Origin of the sequence: Spirosoma endophyticum (assembly GCF_900112365.1) — a bacterium.
Taxonomy (GTDB): domain Bacteria; phylum Bacteroidota; class Bacteroidia; order Cytophagales; family Spirosomataceae; genus Spirosoma; species Spirosoma endophyticum.
In genome coordinates this window covers 614,363-629,233 of record NZ_FOLQ01000003.1, presented here as the reverse complement: position 1 = coordinate 629,233, position 14,871 = coordinate 614,363, and the positions used below count along the sequence as shown (strand labels likewise).

13 protein-coding genes are annotated in these 14,871 nt (G+C 45.6%); 6 read left to right on the top strand and 7 right to left on the bottom strand.

What is annotated here, in order from left to right; all coding sequences use genetic code 11:
- Nucleotides 1-41: 41 nt before the first annotated feature.
- On the bottom strand, nt 42-1,166 hold the full coding sequence (locus BM202_RS11660; RefSeq protein ID WP_093826092.1) for a DUF3500 domain-containing protein: 1,125 nt from the start codon (nt 1,164-1,166) through the stop codon (nt 42-44).
- A 178-nt stretch (nt 1,167-1,344) separates the two neighbouring features.
- Between BM202_RS11660 and BM202_RS11655 the strand changes: the two genes are divergently transcribed.
- Nucleotides 1,345-2,454, top strand: a complete 1,110-nt coding sequence (locus BM202_RS11655) for an LBF_2804 family protein (protein ID WP_093826090.1) — start codon at nt 1,345-1,347, stop codon at nt 2,452-2,454.
- A gap of 280 nt (nt 2,455-2,734) precedes the next feature.
- Nucleotides 2,735-4,663 carry a sialate O-acetylesterase gene (locus tag BM202_RS11650; RefSeq protein WP_177236563.1) on the top strand — a complete coding sequence of 643 codons (1,929 nt, stop codon included), beginning with the start codon at nt 2,735-2,737 and terminating at the stop codon, nt 4,661-4,663.
- Between the two features lie 58 nt (nt 4,664-4,721).
- Here BM202_RS11650 and BM202_RS11645 read toward each other — a convergent pair whose 3' ends face one another.
- The 4 genes from BM202_RS11645 to mutY form a co-directional block, all read right to left on the bottom strand.
- Entirely contained in the window at nt 4,722-5,708 is a 987-nt protein-coding gene (locus BM202_RS11645) for a phytanoyl-CoA dioxygenase family protein (RefSeq protein ID WP_245776629.1), read from the bottom strand.
- A gap of 154 nt (nt 5,709-5,862) precedes the next feature.
- Nucleotides 5,863-7,203: a gliding motility-associated protein GldE gene (gene gldE / locus BM202_RS11640; protein ID WP_093826083.1), complete on the bottom strand. Its 1,341-nt coding sequence runs from the start codon at nt 7,201-7,203 to the stop codon at nt 5,863-5,865.
- Between the two features lie 41 nt (nt 7,204-7,244).
- Nucleotides 7,245-7,784 (bottom strand): single-stranded DNA-binding protein, encoded by a 540-nt coding sequence (gene ssb, locus BM202_RS11635; protein ID WP_093826080.1) that lies wholly within the window; start codon nt 7,782-7,784, stop codon nt 7,245-7,247.
- Nucleotides 7,785-7,859: 75 nt separating this feature from the next.
- A complete protein-coding gene (gene mutY / locus BM202_RS11630; protein WP_093826079.1) occupies nt 7,860-8,978 on the bottom strand; it encodes an A/G-specific adenine glycosylase in 1,119 nt (372 codons plus the stop codon).
- A gap of 140 nt (nt 8,979-9,118) precedes the next feature.
- Between mutY and BM202_RS11625 the strand changes: the two genes are divergently transcribed.
- From BM202_RS11625 to BM202_RS11615, 3 genes are all read left to right on the top strand, one after another.
- Nucleotides 9,119-9,421, top strand: a complete 303-nt coding sequence (locus BM202_RS11625; RefSeq protein ID WP_012930434.1) for an HU family DNA-binding protein — start codon at nt 9,119-9,121, stop codon at nt 9,419-9,421.
- Between the two features lie 77 nt (nt 9,422-9,498).
- Nucleotides 9,499-10,362: a tetratricopeptide repeat protein gene (locus tag BM202_RS11620; protein ID WP_093826077.1), complete on the top strand. Its 864-nt coding sequence runs from the start codon at nt 9,499-9,501 to the stop codon at nt 10,360-10,362.
- 362 nt (nt 10,363-10,724) lie between these two features.
- Nucleotides 10,725-12,287 (top strand): Rne/Rng family ribonuclease, encoded by a 1,563-nt coding sequence (locus BM202_RS11615; protein WP_177236562.1) that lies wholly within the window; start codon nt 10,725-10,727, stop codon nt 12,285-12,287.
- An 87-nt stretch (nt 12,288-12,374) separates the two neighbouring features.
- On the opposite strand, the gene BM202_RS11610 is transcribed toward BM202_RS11615, so the two are convergent.
- Nucleotides 12,375-13,490: a lysophospholipid acyltransferase family protein gene (locus BM202_RS11610; RefSeq protein ID WP_093826076.1), complete on the bottom strand. Its 1,116-nt coding sequence runs from the start codon at nt 13,488-13,490 to the stop codon at nt 12,375-12,377.
- A 12-nt stretch (nt 13,491-13,502) separates the two neighbouring features.
- On the bottom strand, nt 13,503-13,661 hold the full coding sequence (locus BM202_RS37210) for a hypothetical protein (protein WP_177236561.1): 159 nt from the start codon (nt 13,659-13,661) through the stop codon (nt 13,503-13,505).
- A 187-nt stretch (nt 13,662-13,848) separates the two neighbouring features.
- On the opposite strand from BM202_RS37210, the gene BM202_RS11605 reads away from it, so the two are divergent.
- Nucleotides 13,849-14,862 carry a LytTR family DNA-binding domain-containing protein gene (locus BM202_RS11605; RefSeq protein WP_093826074.1) on the top strand — a complete coding sequence of 338 codons (1,014 nt, stop codon included), beginning with the start codon at nt 13,849-13,851 and terminating at the stop codon, nt 14,860-14,862.
- The last annotated feature ends 9 nt before the right edge of the window (nt 14,863-14,871 follow it).

Sequence of the window (14,871 nt, the reverse complement as noted above, 5' to 3'; positions counted from 1 at the left end):
AACTGATCTAATATTTGCTTAAAAATTGTTAAACGGTCAGATCAATTTGATCCGGGTTTGCTGTGATTCGTCGTCTGGTAGTGTTGTTTCAGCAAATCTTCGCCCCAATCATTGGTCAAATCCCGTACTACGGTATGAATATGATTGGCGTTTGTCTGCGTATTATCGTATTCAATCAGAATCGTTGGTCCATGAATGCGGTAATACCAGCCTTTTCCTTCGCCCAATTCGGGCGTCAGATCACCCGCCCAGGCAAACCGAATATTATCCAGGCCTGCTTTGTCCAGTTTTGCCATTTGCTGCTTGGCCAGCGTAATACGATAGTTGGTCATATACACTTGCAGTAACTCAGTAAACAAGGCGCGTTGATCCGGCTTCATATCGCCTAACCGTAGCCCGTCCATTTTTTCTATTGACGCCACACGTTTGTTACTGGTAACAATTTCGGGGTACGCTACCATTGCGATGACCGCCTGTTTGCGTTGGTCAGCGTCGAGGGTTTTGAGTAGCGCAAAGGCTTTTTCAGTTTCCTGTTTTAAGATTTGTCTACCCTTTTGAGGAAGGTCTTTTATGCGCGGATCGCCCATGCGTTTATCAGCCATGGTTGCATCGTATTCAAGGATACCGGGATTGCTCCCGAAGAAAGTCGGCGTCTGGGCTAATACCTGACCTGTCAATGACATAAACTGAAGGGACAAATGGTGGCCTTCAATGCGCCAGCTCCAGGGATTTTTAGTGGATGGGTCACCGAAGATGGTGAATGAATAATTTTCCGGATCACGATACGTATCATTTGGCGGACGATTATCAATCACACGCAACACATTTTCCATATCGATAATACTCTTTGCTTTTTGGTAGCCCTGATCGCTCAGTGCCGTTTTAAGCATCGCCATGGCAGCTTTACGCTGTTCTTCGGTCATTTGTTTGAGCGGTAATCCCTTTCGCTCTCTCGGAACAAAGTGCCAGTTAAACCGCTCCGCATCATCGAACTGATACGTTATTTTTTGCTTTTGCTCTGGCGAGAGCATCGTTAAAAGCGTGTTGGCGGCATCGGCCATTTCATCTTTGATGCGTTGTTGCGCAGCAGAAGAAGGGCGAGTTGCCGGGGCTGTTTGGGCAATAACCTGACCAGCAAGCAGACAGAAAAAAAAGATATATTTCATGAGACGAATACAGTGATAGCCAATTGCTAAAGAGGACCAATCATTGCATTTACCCGTATCACCTCACATTATCTAATTTGTGTTACCGATTACTCAACAGTCGTTCATTTAAGAGTCCGTTTCCTAACAACCTGAGCCGTTTAGAAGTTAAATAATAACTCACTGTCCTGATACTGTAATGTCTACTCGCCCACCGAACAATAGTACTGGCCCACTCGACCATCTGGCGCTTCGTTACCTACGGCAGGCGCTTGACATGTCGCACCCAATCGATGAACCCTACGTATTAAATTCTATTGAAAGTCGCGTTATCCGGCGGACAAAAATCACTACACTGACGCTGGCTGCCCTGCTTGGCGTGGCGGGTGTTTTGTTACTCTATTGGCCCCAATACGCCTGGCCCGACTTATTTTCCAGCACGACCGTAACTTTATTCGACACTCCTTACGAATTGCCGCTCATTACCAGTCTCTATGGAATATTATTAGTGTATGTAGAAATAAACCTGCTCATTGCGCTCAACTTACGGGGAGTGAAGGCCATTATGCAGGTTTGTCAGTTTCCCCGTGCCCATGATGCACAGTATGATCGTCACCTACAGTCTCTGGCTGACGCAGCCCTCGAAAAATCGAATCGTGGTATTCTGCGCTTTGGCATCGACCCGTATCTGAACATGCCGCGCTGGGGGTTAAATGCTTTTTTTCTGTTAAATATCGGCAAAGCGCTTCTGAGCAATCTGGTTTTCAAGTTCTTACTGAAACGATTTATTGGACGTTATGCGATACGCCAGCTAACTGATCTGGCGGGTATGCCCATCTATGCGTTGTGGAACGCATGGGCCTCATGGCAGGTATTGCACGAAGCTCAGGTTCGGGTGATGGCTCCGACAACGATCCGCGAATTTGTGCATGAGCTACACGAAGAATGGGGCAAAAACGATCAATTTCGACCCCTGATTCTGGAAGCACTCCGACACGTAGCAATTTTAAAGCGGCAATATAACTATGCTCACTTTTTACTGACAGAAACCCTCATGGATCGGTTCGAGCTACGTTCCGATGCTCCTTTAACGGGACAGTTTACCGAACAGGTACTTCAAGCCCCTATTGCCGTGCGCCGAAGCCTGGAACGACTCATTGTTTTCGGTGTTCTGGTCGATGGTAACCTTTCCTGGCTCGAAAAGCGCCGTCTGCGTGACCTGCGTAACAAAGGTTTTCTAACGTATTCAACCAGTGATATTCAACGTATCGGGAATGAATATAATCAGGGTCGTGGGCTTTGGGTATAATATAAGCTGACCGCTATGTTCTATAGAGACAAAGGAGCATCCGACTTGTGCGAAATCGAAGTGTTGTGTGCAGAATTCCCCTATATCAGGCCAATAAATTTCCATCAGCGAAAGGCTGGAACGACTTCTATTTGAATTAATTACGTATTTTTGTAGGATTAGCTGGTCACTAATTCCCGACATGATTCTGTTTAGAGTAACTTTTCTTTTTCTCGGCTGTTGGCTTCTCGCTTCCCTGCCTTCTGTAGCACAGTTAACGATAACTTATCCAATTCCACGCATGGTTGTACAGCGCAACCAGGAAAACAATGCCCCACTTTACATTGCCGGTACATTCTCGATCCCGATTGACCGGGTTGAAGCAAGACTCGTTCCTGTATCTATAGCCAATAGGCTATCTATTGACTGGACACTCCTACAGGATAAACCACAAAATGGACTTTATCAAGGGAAAATAATTGTTCCTGCTGGTAGCTTTCGGCTGGAAGTACGTGGTATACGGGATGAAAAAACGGTCAGCAGCGCCGTGGTCTCATCGGTTGGCGTTGGCGAAGTGTTTTTGATCGCTGGTCAGTCAAATGCCATGGGTATACCCGATCTGGGCGCCAAGGGAGCGTCTGAACGAGTGGTATCATACAATGCCTGGAATCGATTCTGGAATAAGGATAATGCACTGGAATCGTCTGATAAACCGTTTCCAGTGCCTACGTTCACAACTTTAGAGGCAACTAGCCTGGTTTACCCGACGGGTCAAACCGCCTGGTGCTGGGGCGAATTGGGGGATCACATTGCAGATCGTTATAGTGTACCGGTTGCTTTTTTTAACGTAGCGATTCCGGCCACTGTAGCTGACAATTGGAGTGCTACAGCAGACGGCACATCGGCCAAAAATATTTTCAATAGCACGATCTGGCCGTTTTTGCAGCCCTATTCCAATTTGCGGAATGCCTTACAATACTATCATAGTCAGTTCGGCCTTCGAGCTGTATTATGGCATCATGGCGAATCGGATGCCGTTCCGCTTCAAACACCAACCGAGACGTATCGAAAAGATATACAGCATCTTATTGATCGGAGCCGTGCCGATTTCGGACGTAACATGACATGGGTAGTGGCCCGTTGCTCTATATCACCGGCCGGACCAACACCAAGTTCTGCCATTATTAATGCCCAAACGTTATTAGCTAACACACCCAATAATAATGTGTGGTTGGGGCCTTATACTGATACGATTCAGTCGCCCCGGCAGCAACACGGCCACTTTGAAAACATAGCGAACGGAATTCAGGGAATTTCCAGATTTGCCACTGCCTGGAATGAGAATTTAAACGACAAATTCTTCAAAGAATCCCAACCGTCTCAGCCACAGCAGTTTATTTCGACAGGCTTAATTCCATCCAGTATCTCGGCCGGAACCACCATAAGTGTCCCTTATGAAGCAGTAGGCTTTGCTACCAAACCGAACGTAGTGGTTCAATTATTAACTGCGCAGGGATTGTTTATTGCTGAAGTTGGCAGGGATAAAGGCAATCGGTCGGTGCCAGTGTACTTACCCGACACACTCAGTCGAGGTTTATATCGGATGCGCGTTGTAGCTACGTCACCTGTGCTGGCCGGAACGCCTACCCAGCCCTTCCTGGTTACACCCGTTGGCAGGCCGATCAATCCGTTTATTGAGGTACAGGTTGAACAGATTGACAGCACCACACATGTTCACTGGTTAACAGCGCAGGAGCCTCCAGGAAGCCGTTTTTTTATTGAGCGTAAAGATGTCTCGGACAAGTATCAGACGATTGGAACGGCGAATGTTCTGAACGATGGGCAATTTAGCCACCTCTACTCCTTTATAGATCCCGATAAACCTTCGGGCAAAAATCCCTACCGCATCCGGCTGGAACAACCTGACGGTCAGCTTATTTTTAGCACCGATATCATACTGGCCGTACCGGGTGAACAACTGCCTCCGCCAACCGTCTATCCGAACCCGAACGATGGCACGCAAGTAACGATGCATTTTCCCAAAGGTGGTCAATGGAATCTTACATTAATCAACCTGAGTGGTCAGATCGTGTGGCAGCAACGTATCACTGCATTAGCCAATCAGCCTGCAACAATTCCCTTGACAGCCAATTTGCCTGTTGGTCTATATAGTTTACACATGCAATCAGCTGATTATCGCTACACAAAACAACTATTGATTCAACGATAAGGGCGAAGCATAGGAGTCTTTGAGTCCTATGCTTCGCCCCGAAAATTTAGACGATCCGTTAAATCGACTTTCCAGTTGAAAAAATATCCTCCTGATCCGGCATATGCGGATTAACAAAGACATCAGCTCCGTTTATGGTCCGGCGAGTAGGCTCAACCTCCGGGCTTTGACGATGATGGCGATAGGCTTTATCGGATGAATAATGACACACAAACGATTTACGCGTCAGAACAGGATCACGAATTTCGTCCCCGCCGTGGGCTAGCGCGGCATGCCATAGCAGTACGTCTCCCTTTTTAATAAGCAGCGTTTTTTTCTTCAGCCCTGCTTTCTGGCAGGTTTCGTCAAGGTAACTGGCAAAATCATTCGGATTTAGGGTCGACTGCCCATTGAAAAAGATGCCATTGCCGAAATTAAATTTACCGATAGTGTGCGAACCGGGGTAATAATATAAGGGACCAGAATCAATATGTACGTCTTCGAGGGCAATCCAGGCAGCGGCCAGATGACTTGGAATTTCGGATACGACATAGGCAAAATCCTGGTGCGTTGCCTGCTGACTACCGTATTTAAACAGCAGACTTTGCATACCAATCACCCTATCACCAAATACGGCGCTCAGGAACGTCACAATGTTCTGGTGCAGCATAATTTTTTTGCCAATCACCGAATTATCGTGAAAATCCATGTACTTGATATATGGACCGTTCAGCACCTTTTTCGGTACGTCTTTTACAGGGAGTACCGGATTTGCCTTATACTCGGGTAAGTCAATCCGGACGAGGGTCTTATATTTTTCATGTTGATCAATCAGCTCCTCAACTTCATTCAAAAGCTGATCAATCCAAAGGTTGGGAATAGCCTTATCCAGAATTACGTAGCCATTTTCACGCCAGAAATTCATTTTCTCTTCCAGATCGTAAGGTAGATTTTTGGCGCCTGGGAATTGCTTGAGAAAAGCTGGAATATCGGCGTCTTTTTTATCAATCCAGGGTAATGTTGGATAGTCGAATTCGGTAATCGGTTTTGCCGTCTGTTCAGACATAAATGTCCGTTTGGCGACAGACTTTAACTTAGTAAGTAGGCTGGACATATCTTGGTTCGGAAAGTTTGGGCTTAAAAATACCAAAAAATGTTTATCGGTTCCACGCAGGTATATGTAGTTTGATTAGGCGGTATATTATTGCCGAATTGTTTATTTATACCCGTTCGGAGGTGTCATTTTTCCTGACCCGTACCTCATTTATACGTTTATCATCGGCAGATAGTACGTGAAATGTAAAATCTTCAAAAGTTGTTTCATCGCCAGGCTTCGGTAGTCGATTAAATAGCTCGAGCAACAGCCCTCCCAGCGACTCACTATCCCCTTGTACTGTCTCAAATGTAGTTGCATCCACATTCAAGATTCGACACACATCGGTTATAGGCATCTTGCCCTCAAATACTACTGTTCGTTCATCTTCGCGTCGATAACCAACGGGAATTTCGTCATCGAATTCATCGTTGATTTCCCCAAAGATCTCCTCGATAATATCTTCCAGCGTCACCAAACCACGTGTTCCTCCATACTCATCAACTACGATGGCCATATGAACGCGCCGTTTCTGAAAATCCTGCAATAAATCGTCTACTTTTTTATTTTCTGGAATGAAGAAAGCTGGACGCAGCAGGGATTGCCAGCGAAACGAATTATCTTCATGAATATGCGGTAGTAAGTCTTTAATGTAAAGAACGCCTTCTACCTGGTCCAGCGACTCCCGATAAACTGGCACCCGCGAGTAACCCGATGTATTGATCTGGGTCATCAATTCACTAAAAAGCAGATCATCTTCTACAGCCGAAATATCCAACCGAGCCCGCATCACTTGCCGTGCCGTCAGATTACTGAAGTTGACTATACCTTTGAGAATTTCCTTCTCCTCAACCGTTGCATTGACGCCCGTTAACTCAACGGCCTGACTAAGTTCCTCAACAGACAGTTTATACCCCTTTCGCTCAATACGGCGGTCAACCTGATTACTTAAATTAACCAACACCATAGCCAATGGGCGAAATACAGCCAGGCCCAGTTGCGCCAGCGCGGCCGTTTTGCGAGCTACACTTAAATTATTTTGACTGGCGTATACCTTGGGAACGATTTCACCGAAAAGTACAATAGCCACTGTTGTTACCAATGTAATAACCGGCAGTATCCAGCCTGCCTCCTGTGACGCCTGTGAGAATTCCCAGGTTAAGTACGTCACAATGACAACTATAGCAATATTCAGCAGGTTATTGAAAATGACCAGCGATGCCAGCAGTCGCTTAGGACGCTCCAGAAGCGTAGCGATACGTTGATCGTCGGCCAGGCTACTGCCACGGCAGTGAGCACGATCATCAGGAGAAAGAGAGAAGAATGCGGCCTCAGAAGCCGATACTAAGCCAGCCAGCGTCAGCAGCAGTAAAATCAAAGCCGTATAAGGGCCATATATATCAAAATAGGTGCTCCAGCCGCCTGTGGCTTGGAGCACCTGTCGAGGAAGGGGATCACTAAGGTCCATGTATATCAGATCTCGTTCAACAATAGAGCGAATCGAGTGGATTAGAACGGCAGATCGTCTTCTCCACTGTTGCTCTCAAAAGGCACCGGGTCTGGCTCCCGACGACGAGCCGCTGGTGCCGCTACAGGGGAGGTCTGCTGCCGGGAAGGCGTAGGCTGTGGTTGAGGACGATCCCGTTCTGGCGCTGCCTGTACGGGAGGTGCCTGCTGGCGCGGGGCTTCGTTATATCCATCCTCTTGTCCACCACCGCCGGGGCTACCTAACAACTGCATGGTGTTGGCCCGTACACGTAGTGACGTACGTTCCTTGCCTTCTTTATCCGTCCATAACTCCGTCCGCAAACGGCCTTCGACATAAACAGAATTGCCTTTCTTCAAATATTTTTCGGCTACTTTAGCCTGCTCATTCCATAACTCAACCCGGAACCACTCGGTTTGCTCCACTTTCTCGCCGTTCCGGTTGGTGTATTTTTCCGTTGTTGCCACATTAAAGGTAGCTACGACAGCCCCTCCATCTAGATAGCGTACTTCAGGATCGGCACCCAGATTACCGATGATTGTCATCTTATTCAGACTTGCCATACAGTGTATTTTGTTGTTTACGTAGTAAGAGATTAGAGCGTTTAATAAGAATTAAAGATACTGAAACATACTGACTTATCCAAACAGCTTATCTAAATAGTTAGTAATCAGTACGGGCTTAGGTAAGTGCTCGGTTTCGTCAGGCGTATACCACTGTAAATCAATCGGCAAGCTTCCAGCGAGATGATCAGGTAAGTCAATAATATAGAATTGAGCGCGAATTCGCTGGTGAGATAGTAACTGTACTGCTTCAGTTGGTGGAACAGCCAAAACACGTTCCCGCACAACTTCATGCAATGACTCTTGAACAGACGTGGCGCTCAGTGCAGTTTGCAATTCATTGCTGGTTCCTGAGAGTGAATCGCTACGTTCGCTTTCTAAAAGGTAAAAATCATATAGATTTTGCCAGATGTCACGAGTCATCCGTTCGCGAAGCGCTATTTTTCCATTATTTCTAAAAATAAAGTAGTTAAAAAACCGCTCCCGAACCGGCGCCTTTTTTGATTTGACGGGCAACTTGTTTTGCCTGCCGGTTAGATAAGCTACACATTGCTGTTGAAGCGGACATAGTAAACAATCGGGCGACATGGGCGTACATTGAATAGCACCGAACTCCATAATTGCCTGATTATAAGTCGCCGGATCATTGGCCGATTGGATCAGCTTCATAGCCAAAGCGGCAAACGTCTTCTTGGCCTGAGTCGACGTAATATCTTCCTCAATACCAAATACCCGCGCCAATACCCGATATACATTTCCATCAACAACCGGCACCCGCTCACCAAAAGCAAAAGAGGCTATGGCAGCTGCTGTATAAGAGCCTATCCCCTTCATTTTCAACAGCTCATGATACGTATCTGGGAACTTCCCATCTAGCTGAGTGGTTACATAGCGAGCAGTCTGATGTAGATTTCTGGCGCGGGAATAATAGCCTAAGCCTTGCCAAAGCCGAAGTAGGTCGCGCTCATCCGTGCGGGCCATTTCAGATATGGTTGGATAAGCTGCTACAAAGCGTTCGTAGTAGGGTTTTCCCTGCGCCACGCGCGTTTGCTGAAGGATTATTTCCGATAGCCAAATGCGATATGGATCGCGGGTGTGACGCCACGGCAGATCACGTTTGTGACGCTCATACCACCGTTCGAGCGTAGGAGCAAACGAGGTTTCGATACTGTTAAGGTCTGATTGCCAATTCAAAATAAAACGAAAAAATACATCGTTACCATTAAAAACGGAAGTACAGGGTTTTATAATTTATGGGAAACCCCTACCTTTGTGCTCCCATTTTTGAGAGCCGAATTTTCAACAATACAGTAAACGTTAAAGTTTAAGAAGTCGTGACGAAAGCAGATGTAATTGCCGAGATCTCCGATAAAACCGGAATTGATAAGGCAGAAGTAACAAACACCCTGGAAACTTTCTTTTCAGTAGTTAAGGACTCGCTAGCCGAGGGAGAAAACATTTATGTGAGAGGGTTCGGCAGTTTCATCAACAAGAAAAGAGCCAAGAAAGTAGCCCGTAACATCTCGAAAAACACCGCGATGGTGATTGACGAGCACTTTATCCCGAGTTTTAAACCCGCGAAGGTGTTTGTTGAGCAGGTGAAAACCAGCGACAAAGCTAAAGTTGCAGCCGAGTAGGCAAAGTTGCTACGAACCAACCGTGTGCTGGTTTGCCAGTTTGGTCCAGGCGTTTGTTTCGTGATTGATCCTCTACTATGAATAAATTCGTGTTGCTTGTTATCATACTGGCTTCAGCCTTAACAGCGGGGTTGTATACCCTGCCTAAGGTGGTTGTACAAAATGAAAACAAACAGCTTGGAGGTCGAACGACGCAAACGTCTGGAGCTTCACGTGATGGAGCTGGGAAAAAGGCGACTGAATTAACAGAAAGTCCTGCTTCCTCTTCCGTTCATGAGAAGCCTCTGGCACCTGAACAACAAAAGCGCCTGGATATATTGCGGTCCGAATTTGCCGTAGCAAACCCAGTGAAAAAAGAAGCAATTGGAGAGAAGTTGATTGCCCTTTTTCAGGAAGCCACCCGTTACGATAGTGCCGCTCATTATGCAGATTTATTGGCAAAGGCACAACCAACTGAGCACAATCTGTTACGAGCGGGCGATCAGTACTTCGAAGCCTACACATTTGCCGTTGATGAAAAGAAAACGACATCGTTAGGCGAGAAAACGCGCGAGTTCTATCAGCAGGCTATTGCCAAAAACCCAAACTTGTTGTCGGCGAAGGCTAATATGGCCATGACTTATGTCAATACCGATACACCGATGAAGGGTATTATGATGCTGCGTGAGGTGCTGAAGCAGGAGCCGACCAATGAATTGGCTCTGTTCAATTTGGGTCTGCTTTCGATGCGGTCGAATCAGTATGAACGAGCGATCGAGCGGTTTCGTCAAATTCTGGTGAACAACCCAACAAGCCGGAAGGCTCAATTCTATTTGGGTGTAAGCTTAGCCGAGGCTGGTCAGAAAGCCGAAGCAAGACGGGTTCTGGCTCAGGTGAAAACGCAGGAGAAAGACCCACAGATTCTGGCCGCTGTTCGCGAGTATGAGGAACGGCTGAAATGAGTTACACAGTTGGATTCAGGTACTACCTATTCAACTTTAAAACTATACAACTTTTAAGGGCTTTGACCGGGTGGTCAGCCGACACGTATTTAACCATTAAACACTGTTAATACTATGCCTTGCGGTAAGAAACGGAAACGACACAAGATTGCCACTCACAAGCGGAAGAAACGGCTCAGAAAAAACCGGCATAAGAAAAAATAGTTTGTCGTTTGTCGTTTAGCGTTTGTGAATGGATACATATCCATAAATGCTAAACGACAAACTATAAATTTATTTTGTGGAAGCCCCGTGCCGGTCTGCAAAGCCCGAACGTGGCTTTTTTCTTTTTTTACAGCCATTCTTAACCGTATATTCATCTTGTGAGTAATGAATTAGTTATCAGTTCGACTCAGAAAGGTGATCGGATCGCGCTCTTGCAAAACAAGAGATTGCTGGAGTATCACGAAGAAGAGTTAGACAGCAGCTTCACCGTTGGCGATCTTTACTTGGGAACAGTCAAGAAACTATCATCGGGCCTTAATGCTGCTTTTGTGGACGTTGGCCATGAGAAAGATGGCTTTTTGCACTACCAGGACTTAGGACCGAATATCAATTCGCTCAATAAGCTTGTCAAAGATGTAATCGCCAAGCGCGTTACTACCGGCCGACTCATCGACACTCAGTTAGAGCCAGCCATTGAAAAAATTGGGAAGATAGATAAGGTACTTGCCAAAAATGCTCCCATTCTGGTTCAGGTAGTAAAAGAGCCTATTTCTACTAAAGGTCCGCGCCTTTCCTGCGACATTTCGATTGCAGGTCGTTATTTAGTCCTTGTGCCATTTTCAGATGGCGTTAACCTGTCAAAAAAAATCACCGACCGAGCTGAGCGGTCGCGGTTAATGCGGCTTATGTCGTCATTGAAACCGCAACACTTTGGCGTAATTGTGCGCACGGTTGCACAGGATAAAGATGTTGAAGAGCTTGACCGTGACCTACAGAACTCTCTTGCGAAGTGGGATCAGGCCATTAAAGCCCTTGCTGATGCCAAGCCCCGTGATCGGGTTTTGGGCGAAATGAATCGAGCCTCCTCGATTCTGCGGGATATGCTCAATGAATCATTCGAGAGCATTACCGTAGATACTCGTGAGTCATTCGACGAAATCAGAGATTACATTCATACCATCGCGCCCGACAAGGAGAAAATTGTCAAGCTCCATAGCGGAAAAATGAAGCTTTTTGAAGCACTTGGCTTAGAAAAGCAGCTTAAAACGCTTTTTGGCCGATCGGTGAGCTTACCAGGTGGTGGATATTTGATTATCGAACATACCGAAGCGTTGCACGTCATTGATGTCAACAGCGGCAACAAATCAAACTCAGAAGAAGATCAGGAAGCCACCGCCATTAGCGTAAACCGTGAGGCTGCTAAGGAAATTGCCCGGCAACTTCGGTTGCGCGACATGGGCGGAATTATTGTTGTGGATTTCATTGACATGAAGAAAGCAGAGAACAAAAAGCTCCTGCAAGACATCATGCGCGATGAAATGAAGCCTGAGCGATCGAAGTTCACCATTCTTCCCTTAACAAAATTTGGCCTGATGCAAATTACGCGCCAGCGCGTCCGGCCTGAGATGAACATTGTTACCCGTGAAGTCTGCCCAACTTGTGGCGGAACTGGCACAATTCAGGCCAGCGTTCTGGTAACGGATGTGATTGAAAATAACCTCGATTATATCCTGACGAAGCAGAATGAGCGGGGAATAACCATCTCAATGAACCCATTTCTGTATGCTTACTACACGAAAGGGATCTACTCAAAACAGATGCAATGGTATGTAAAATACAAAACGTGGGTCAAACTTGTGAAAGACAGCTCGTTAGGTATGGTTAACTTCAAGTTTTTCCATCAGTCAGGTGAAGAAATCGAAGTTAGTAATAATGTGTAGTAACGTAGTAAAATTTTACTACATTACTACATTTAATAACAAAGGTCACAGCAAACGTTTGCTGTGACCTTTGTTGATTTAAGGGGGCTAATATAACACCTCCATTTCAAGTAATTCGTCAAACATCTGCTGACCAAGCTGGTCTTTAACAGAATCCATCGTATCAAGATTTAGAAGTAAATCGCGTAGATCTTCAGTAATCTCGTAGGTTTGGTACAGTCGCCTGTCAAATAGAATAGGCGCCTGTTCCAACTCGCATAGCGTATAACGATTTTCGTTAAAGGCCAACTGCTTTGGACGATGTCCGAAAAATTTGTTTCTGGGCGTTTCAGACTCCAAAAAGGAGTGGATATAATTCCAGCCTTCCCATTGCGCTGGATACTGATTTAAGTAGGGCCAGAAGGCGTCATACAATTGTTGCATAGCTTCCTGACAGTAGATTTCTCTATCACTCTGGCTAATGGGCCTAATAGACTTGAGAAACCGAAGAACGTTTGTCATATCAGTCTGCCGATAGCTCACCACAGGTACAATAGGTACACCTGCTGCGTGCGATAGGAAGCCAACACCTTTGCGTGTCAAAACAGACCGGTGGCCAAAGCGTACTGACAAGAATTGATTTTCTTCACCCGGCTCAGGTGCCGTTTCAGGGCTGCCGTCTACGTAAACAATCAGCGATCGGCCAGCCTTCAATTCACGCAGGACGGTGAGTCCGGCAGAAGCACTCCCTGCTTCGACTACTCGAAAAACATTAGTCAGACCATGTTTCTTGCGTAATCCCTCAATATGCTCTGTCATACCGTCGCCTTGGCTGCGGTTCATATTGTTCCCTACAAGTAATACGCAATCTATACCACGTCGAAAGAGTACACTCGTCAATAACCTGTAGGAACCAAGGTGATACGTACAATAAATCTGGGGACCATCTGCTTTACTTATTTTCTTATGCTCCCCGCGTAACTTTACCAGATCGCCAGCGGTTAGAAATCGCTGATCGAATGATGTAAAAACTTGCTGCAACAATAGCTCCCGAAACAATGTTTCGTGCTCATGGCGGGCAATTGAAGGAAGTATATTCTCAAGATTAGCCGAGAATGTGGTAAACTTCATCAGATAACCCCGCTCTTTTCGCAGATCTATTTGCTCGAATTGCTCACGACAATGAGCTAATTCCTTTTGATAAAGTTGCTTTGCGGTTAACATAGGGTGCAGAAATTAGCGGTTGACTACTACCATTCTGGAAAGATCCCATTCGTGGCAGCAAGGTGATGTATCGTCGGCCAGAAGTCTTAATACGCCTGTAGATTCTGCTTTAGCAGCTTTCGTGATTGCTTTTACTAATTGAGCTGGTTTGATGTTGAATTGCTTTTTCATGATGACTTATTGCTTTTGGGATTGAGATGATTTGCTTATTAAATCAGCGCGTTTACAGCGCCTTTTTGTTGATACAAAGCTACTGTCTCAAGCAAGGGTCATCAATCGGCAAAAAGTCACAATTGACTGTTTGGATTTAGTTAAATATTACCACTATCTTAGTAGAAGTTTTGACTATAGGGACAGCATGAAGGAAATTCGACTTACCCGGGACTTCCTGAGAAAACCGATAAATAGCGTACTTATCCTGATGAGCATCGTGCTGTTAATCGAAGCTTTGTCATGGTCAATAGGGTACGACATTAAAGCCAGCAAAATGCAGCAGGCTGGTGGCTTCGTTCACTATGCTGGTATACTACTACGTTCGCTAATCATTCCCGAATTAGTTACGCTTTTTATCACGATTACACTTATTAACCAGTTTCACAAGTGGTTGAGATTATATTCTGTACAGAATAGCTGGCAGGCTATCGGTCGATATGAAATAAATTTCTTGCCCGTTTTAGCCTTTGCTTACTGGTTATTCACACCCGTTACGCAGACCGTTCGTTACTTATTAGAAAAATTCCCAACCTATTCTTTCTCCCTTTACTGGCAGAAGTATATTCTTTACACATTTAGCTGGTCTGTGTACTTTACCTATTTATTCCCGGTAACTCTTATTGGTTATCTTGCTCTTAATATCTCACTTCTTAAAGATTATTTGAAGCAACGACGGCAAGCCCAGGAAACTGCAGAGGCAGAAGCAGCAGAAGCAGCTCAGAAAGCGCTAGCACTCTCAACAACGTTTTCACCAAAGCCTACAATATCGTCATCTTATTTGACTCACTTAAAAGGCAAAAATGCCATTGGTGAACTGGACTTCCCAGTTAACGATGTGTATTTCTTCACTATCGAGGACCGCTTTTATTATGCTGAGCTAACCAAAGGCCGTTATTTAGTTGGTAAAACATTAAATGAACTTGAAACTGAGCTGGACCCTACCCAATTTTTTCGCATTAAACGCGATTATATAGTTAATCGACAAGCCGTGTTGAATTATGCTTATTGGGAAAACGGCAAATACATTGTTCGACTTAATTCCCCCGAGCAACATAGTATTGTTGTTCCCCGCGCTCGCATGCAGGAATTTCGAGAATGGCTTCAGAGCGACCATCGACCGTATATCGATTCCAATTCCCTTACAATGGCTTCTGACTGAGTGTGTTTA

What these genes read in the sequence shown, in the direction of transcription:
- BM202_RS11605 (WP_093826074.1), top strand. Translation starts at nt 13,849, where the DNA reads ATGAAGGAAATTCGACTTACCCGGGACTTCCTGAGAAAACCGATAAAT.
- ssb (WP_093826080.1), bottom strand. Translation starts at nt 7,784, where the DNA reads ATGGCAAGTCTGAATAAGATGACAATCATCGGTAATCTGGGTGCCGAT.
- BM202_RS11610 (WP_093826076.1), bottom strand. Translation starts at nt 13,490, where the DNA reads ATGTTAACCGCAAAGCAACTTTATCAAAAGGAATTAGCTCATTGTCGT.
- gldE (WP_093826083.1), bottom strand. Translation starts at nt 7,203, where the DNA reads ATGGACCTTAGTGATCCCCTTCCTCGACAGGTGCTCCAAGCCACAGGC.
- BM202_RS11655 (WP_093826090.1), top strand. Translation starts at nt 1,345, where the DNA reads ATGTCTACTCGCCCACCGAACAATAGTACTGGCCCACTCGACCATCTG.
- BM202_RS37210 (WP_177236561.1), bottom strand. Translation starts at nt 13,661, where the DNA reads ATGAAAAAGCAATTCAACATCAAACCAGCTCAATTAGTAAAAGCAATC.
- BM202_RS11620 (WP_093826077.1), top strand. Translation starts at nt 9,499, where the DNA reads ATGAATAAATTCGTGTTGCTTGTTATCATACTGGCTTCAGCCTTAACA.
- BM202_RS11650 (WP_177236563.1), top strand. Translation starts at nt 2,735, where the DNA reads ATGGTTGTACAGCGCAACCAGGAAAACAATGCCCCACTTTACATTGCC.
- BM202_RS11645 (WP_245776629.1), bottom strand. Translation starts at nt 5,708, where the DNA reads ATGTCTGAACAGACGGCAAAACCGATTACCGAATTCGACTATCCAACA.
- BM202_RS11660 (WP_093826092.1), bottom strand. Translation starts at nt 1,166, where the DNA reads ATGAAATATATCTTTTTTTTCTGTCTGCTTGCTGGTCAGGTTATTGCC.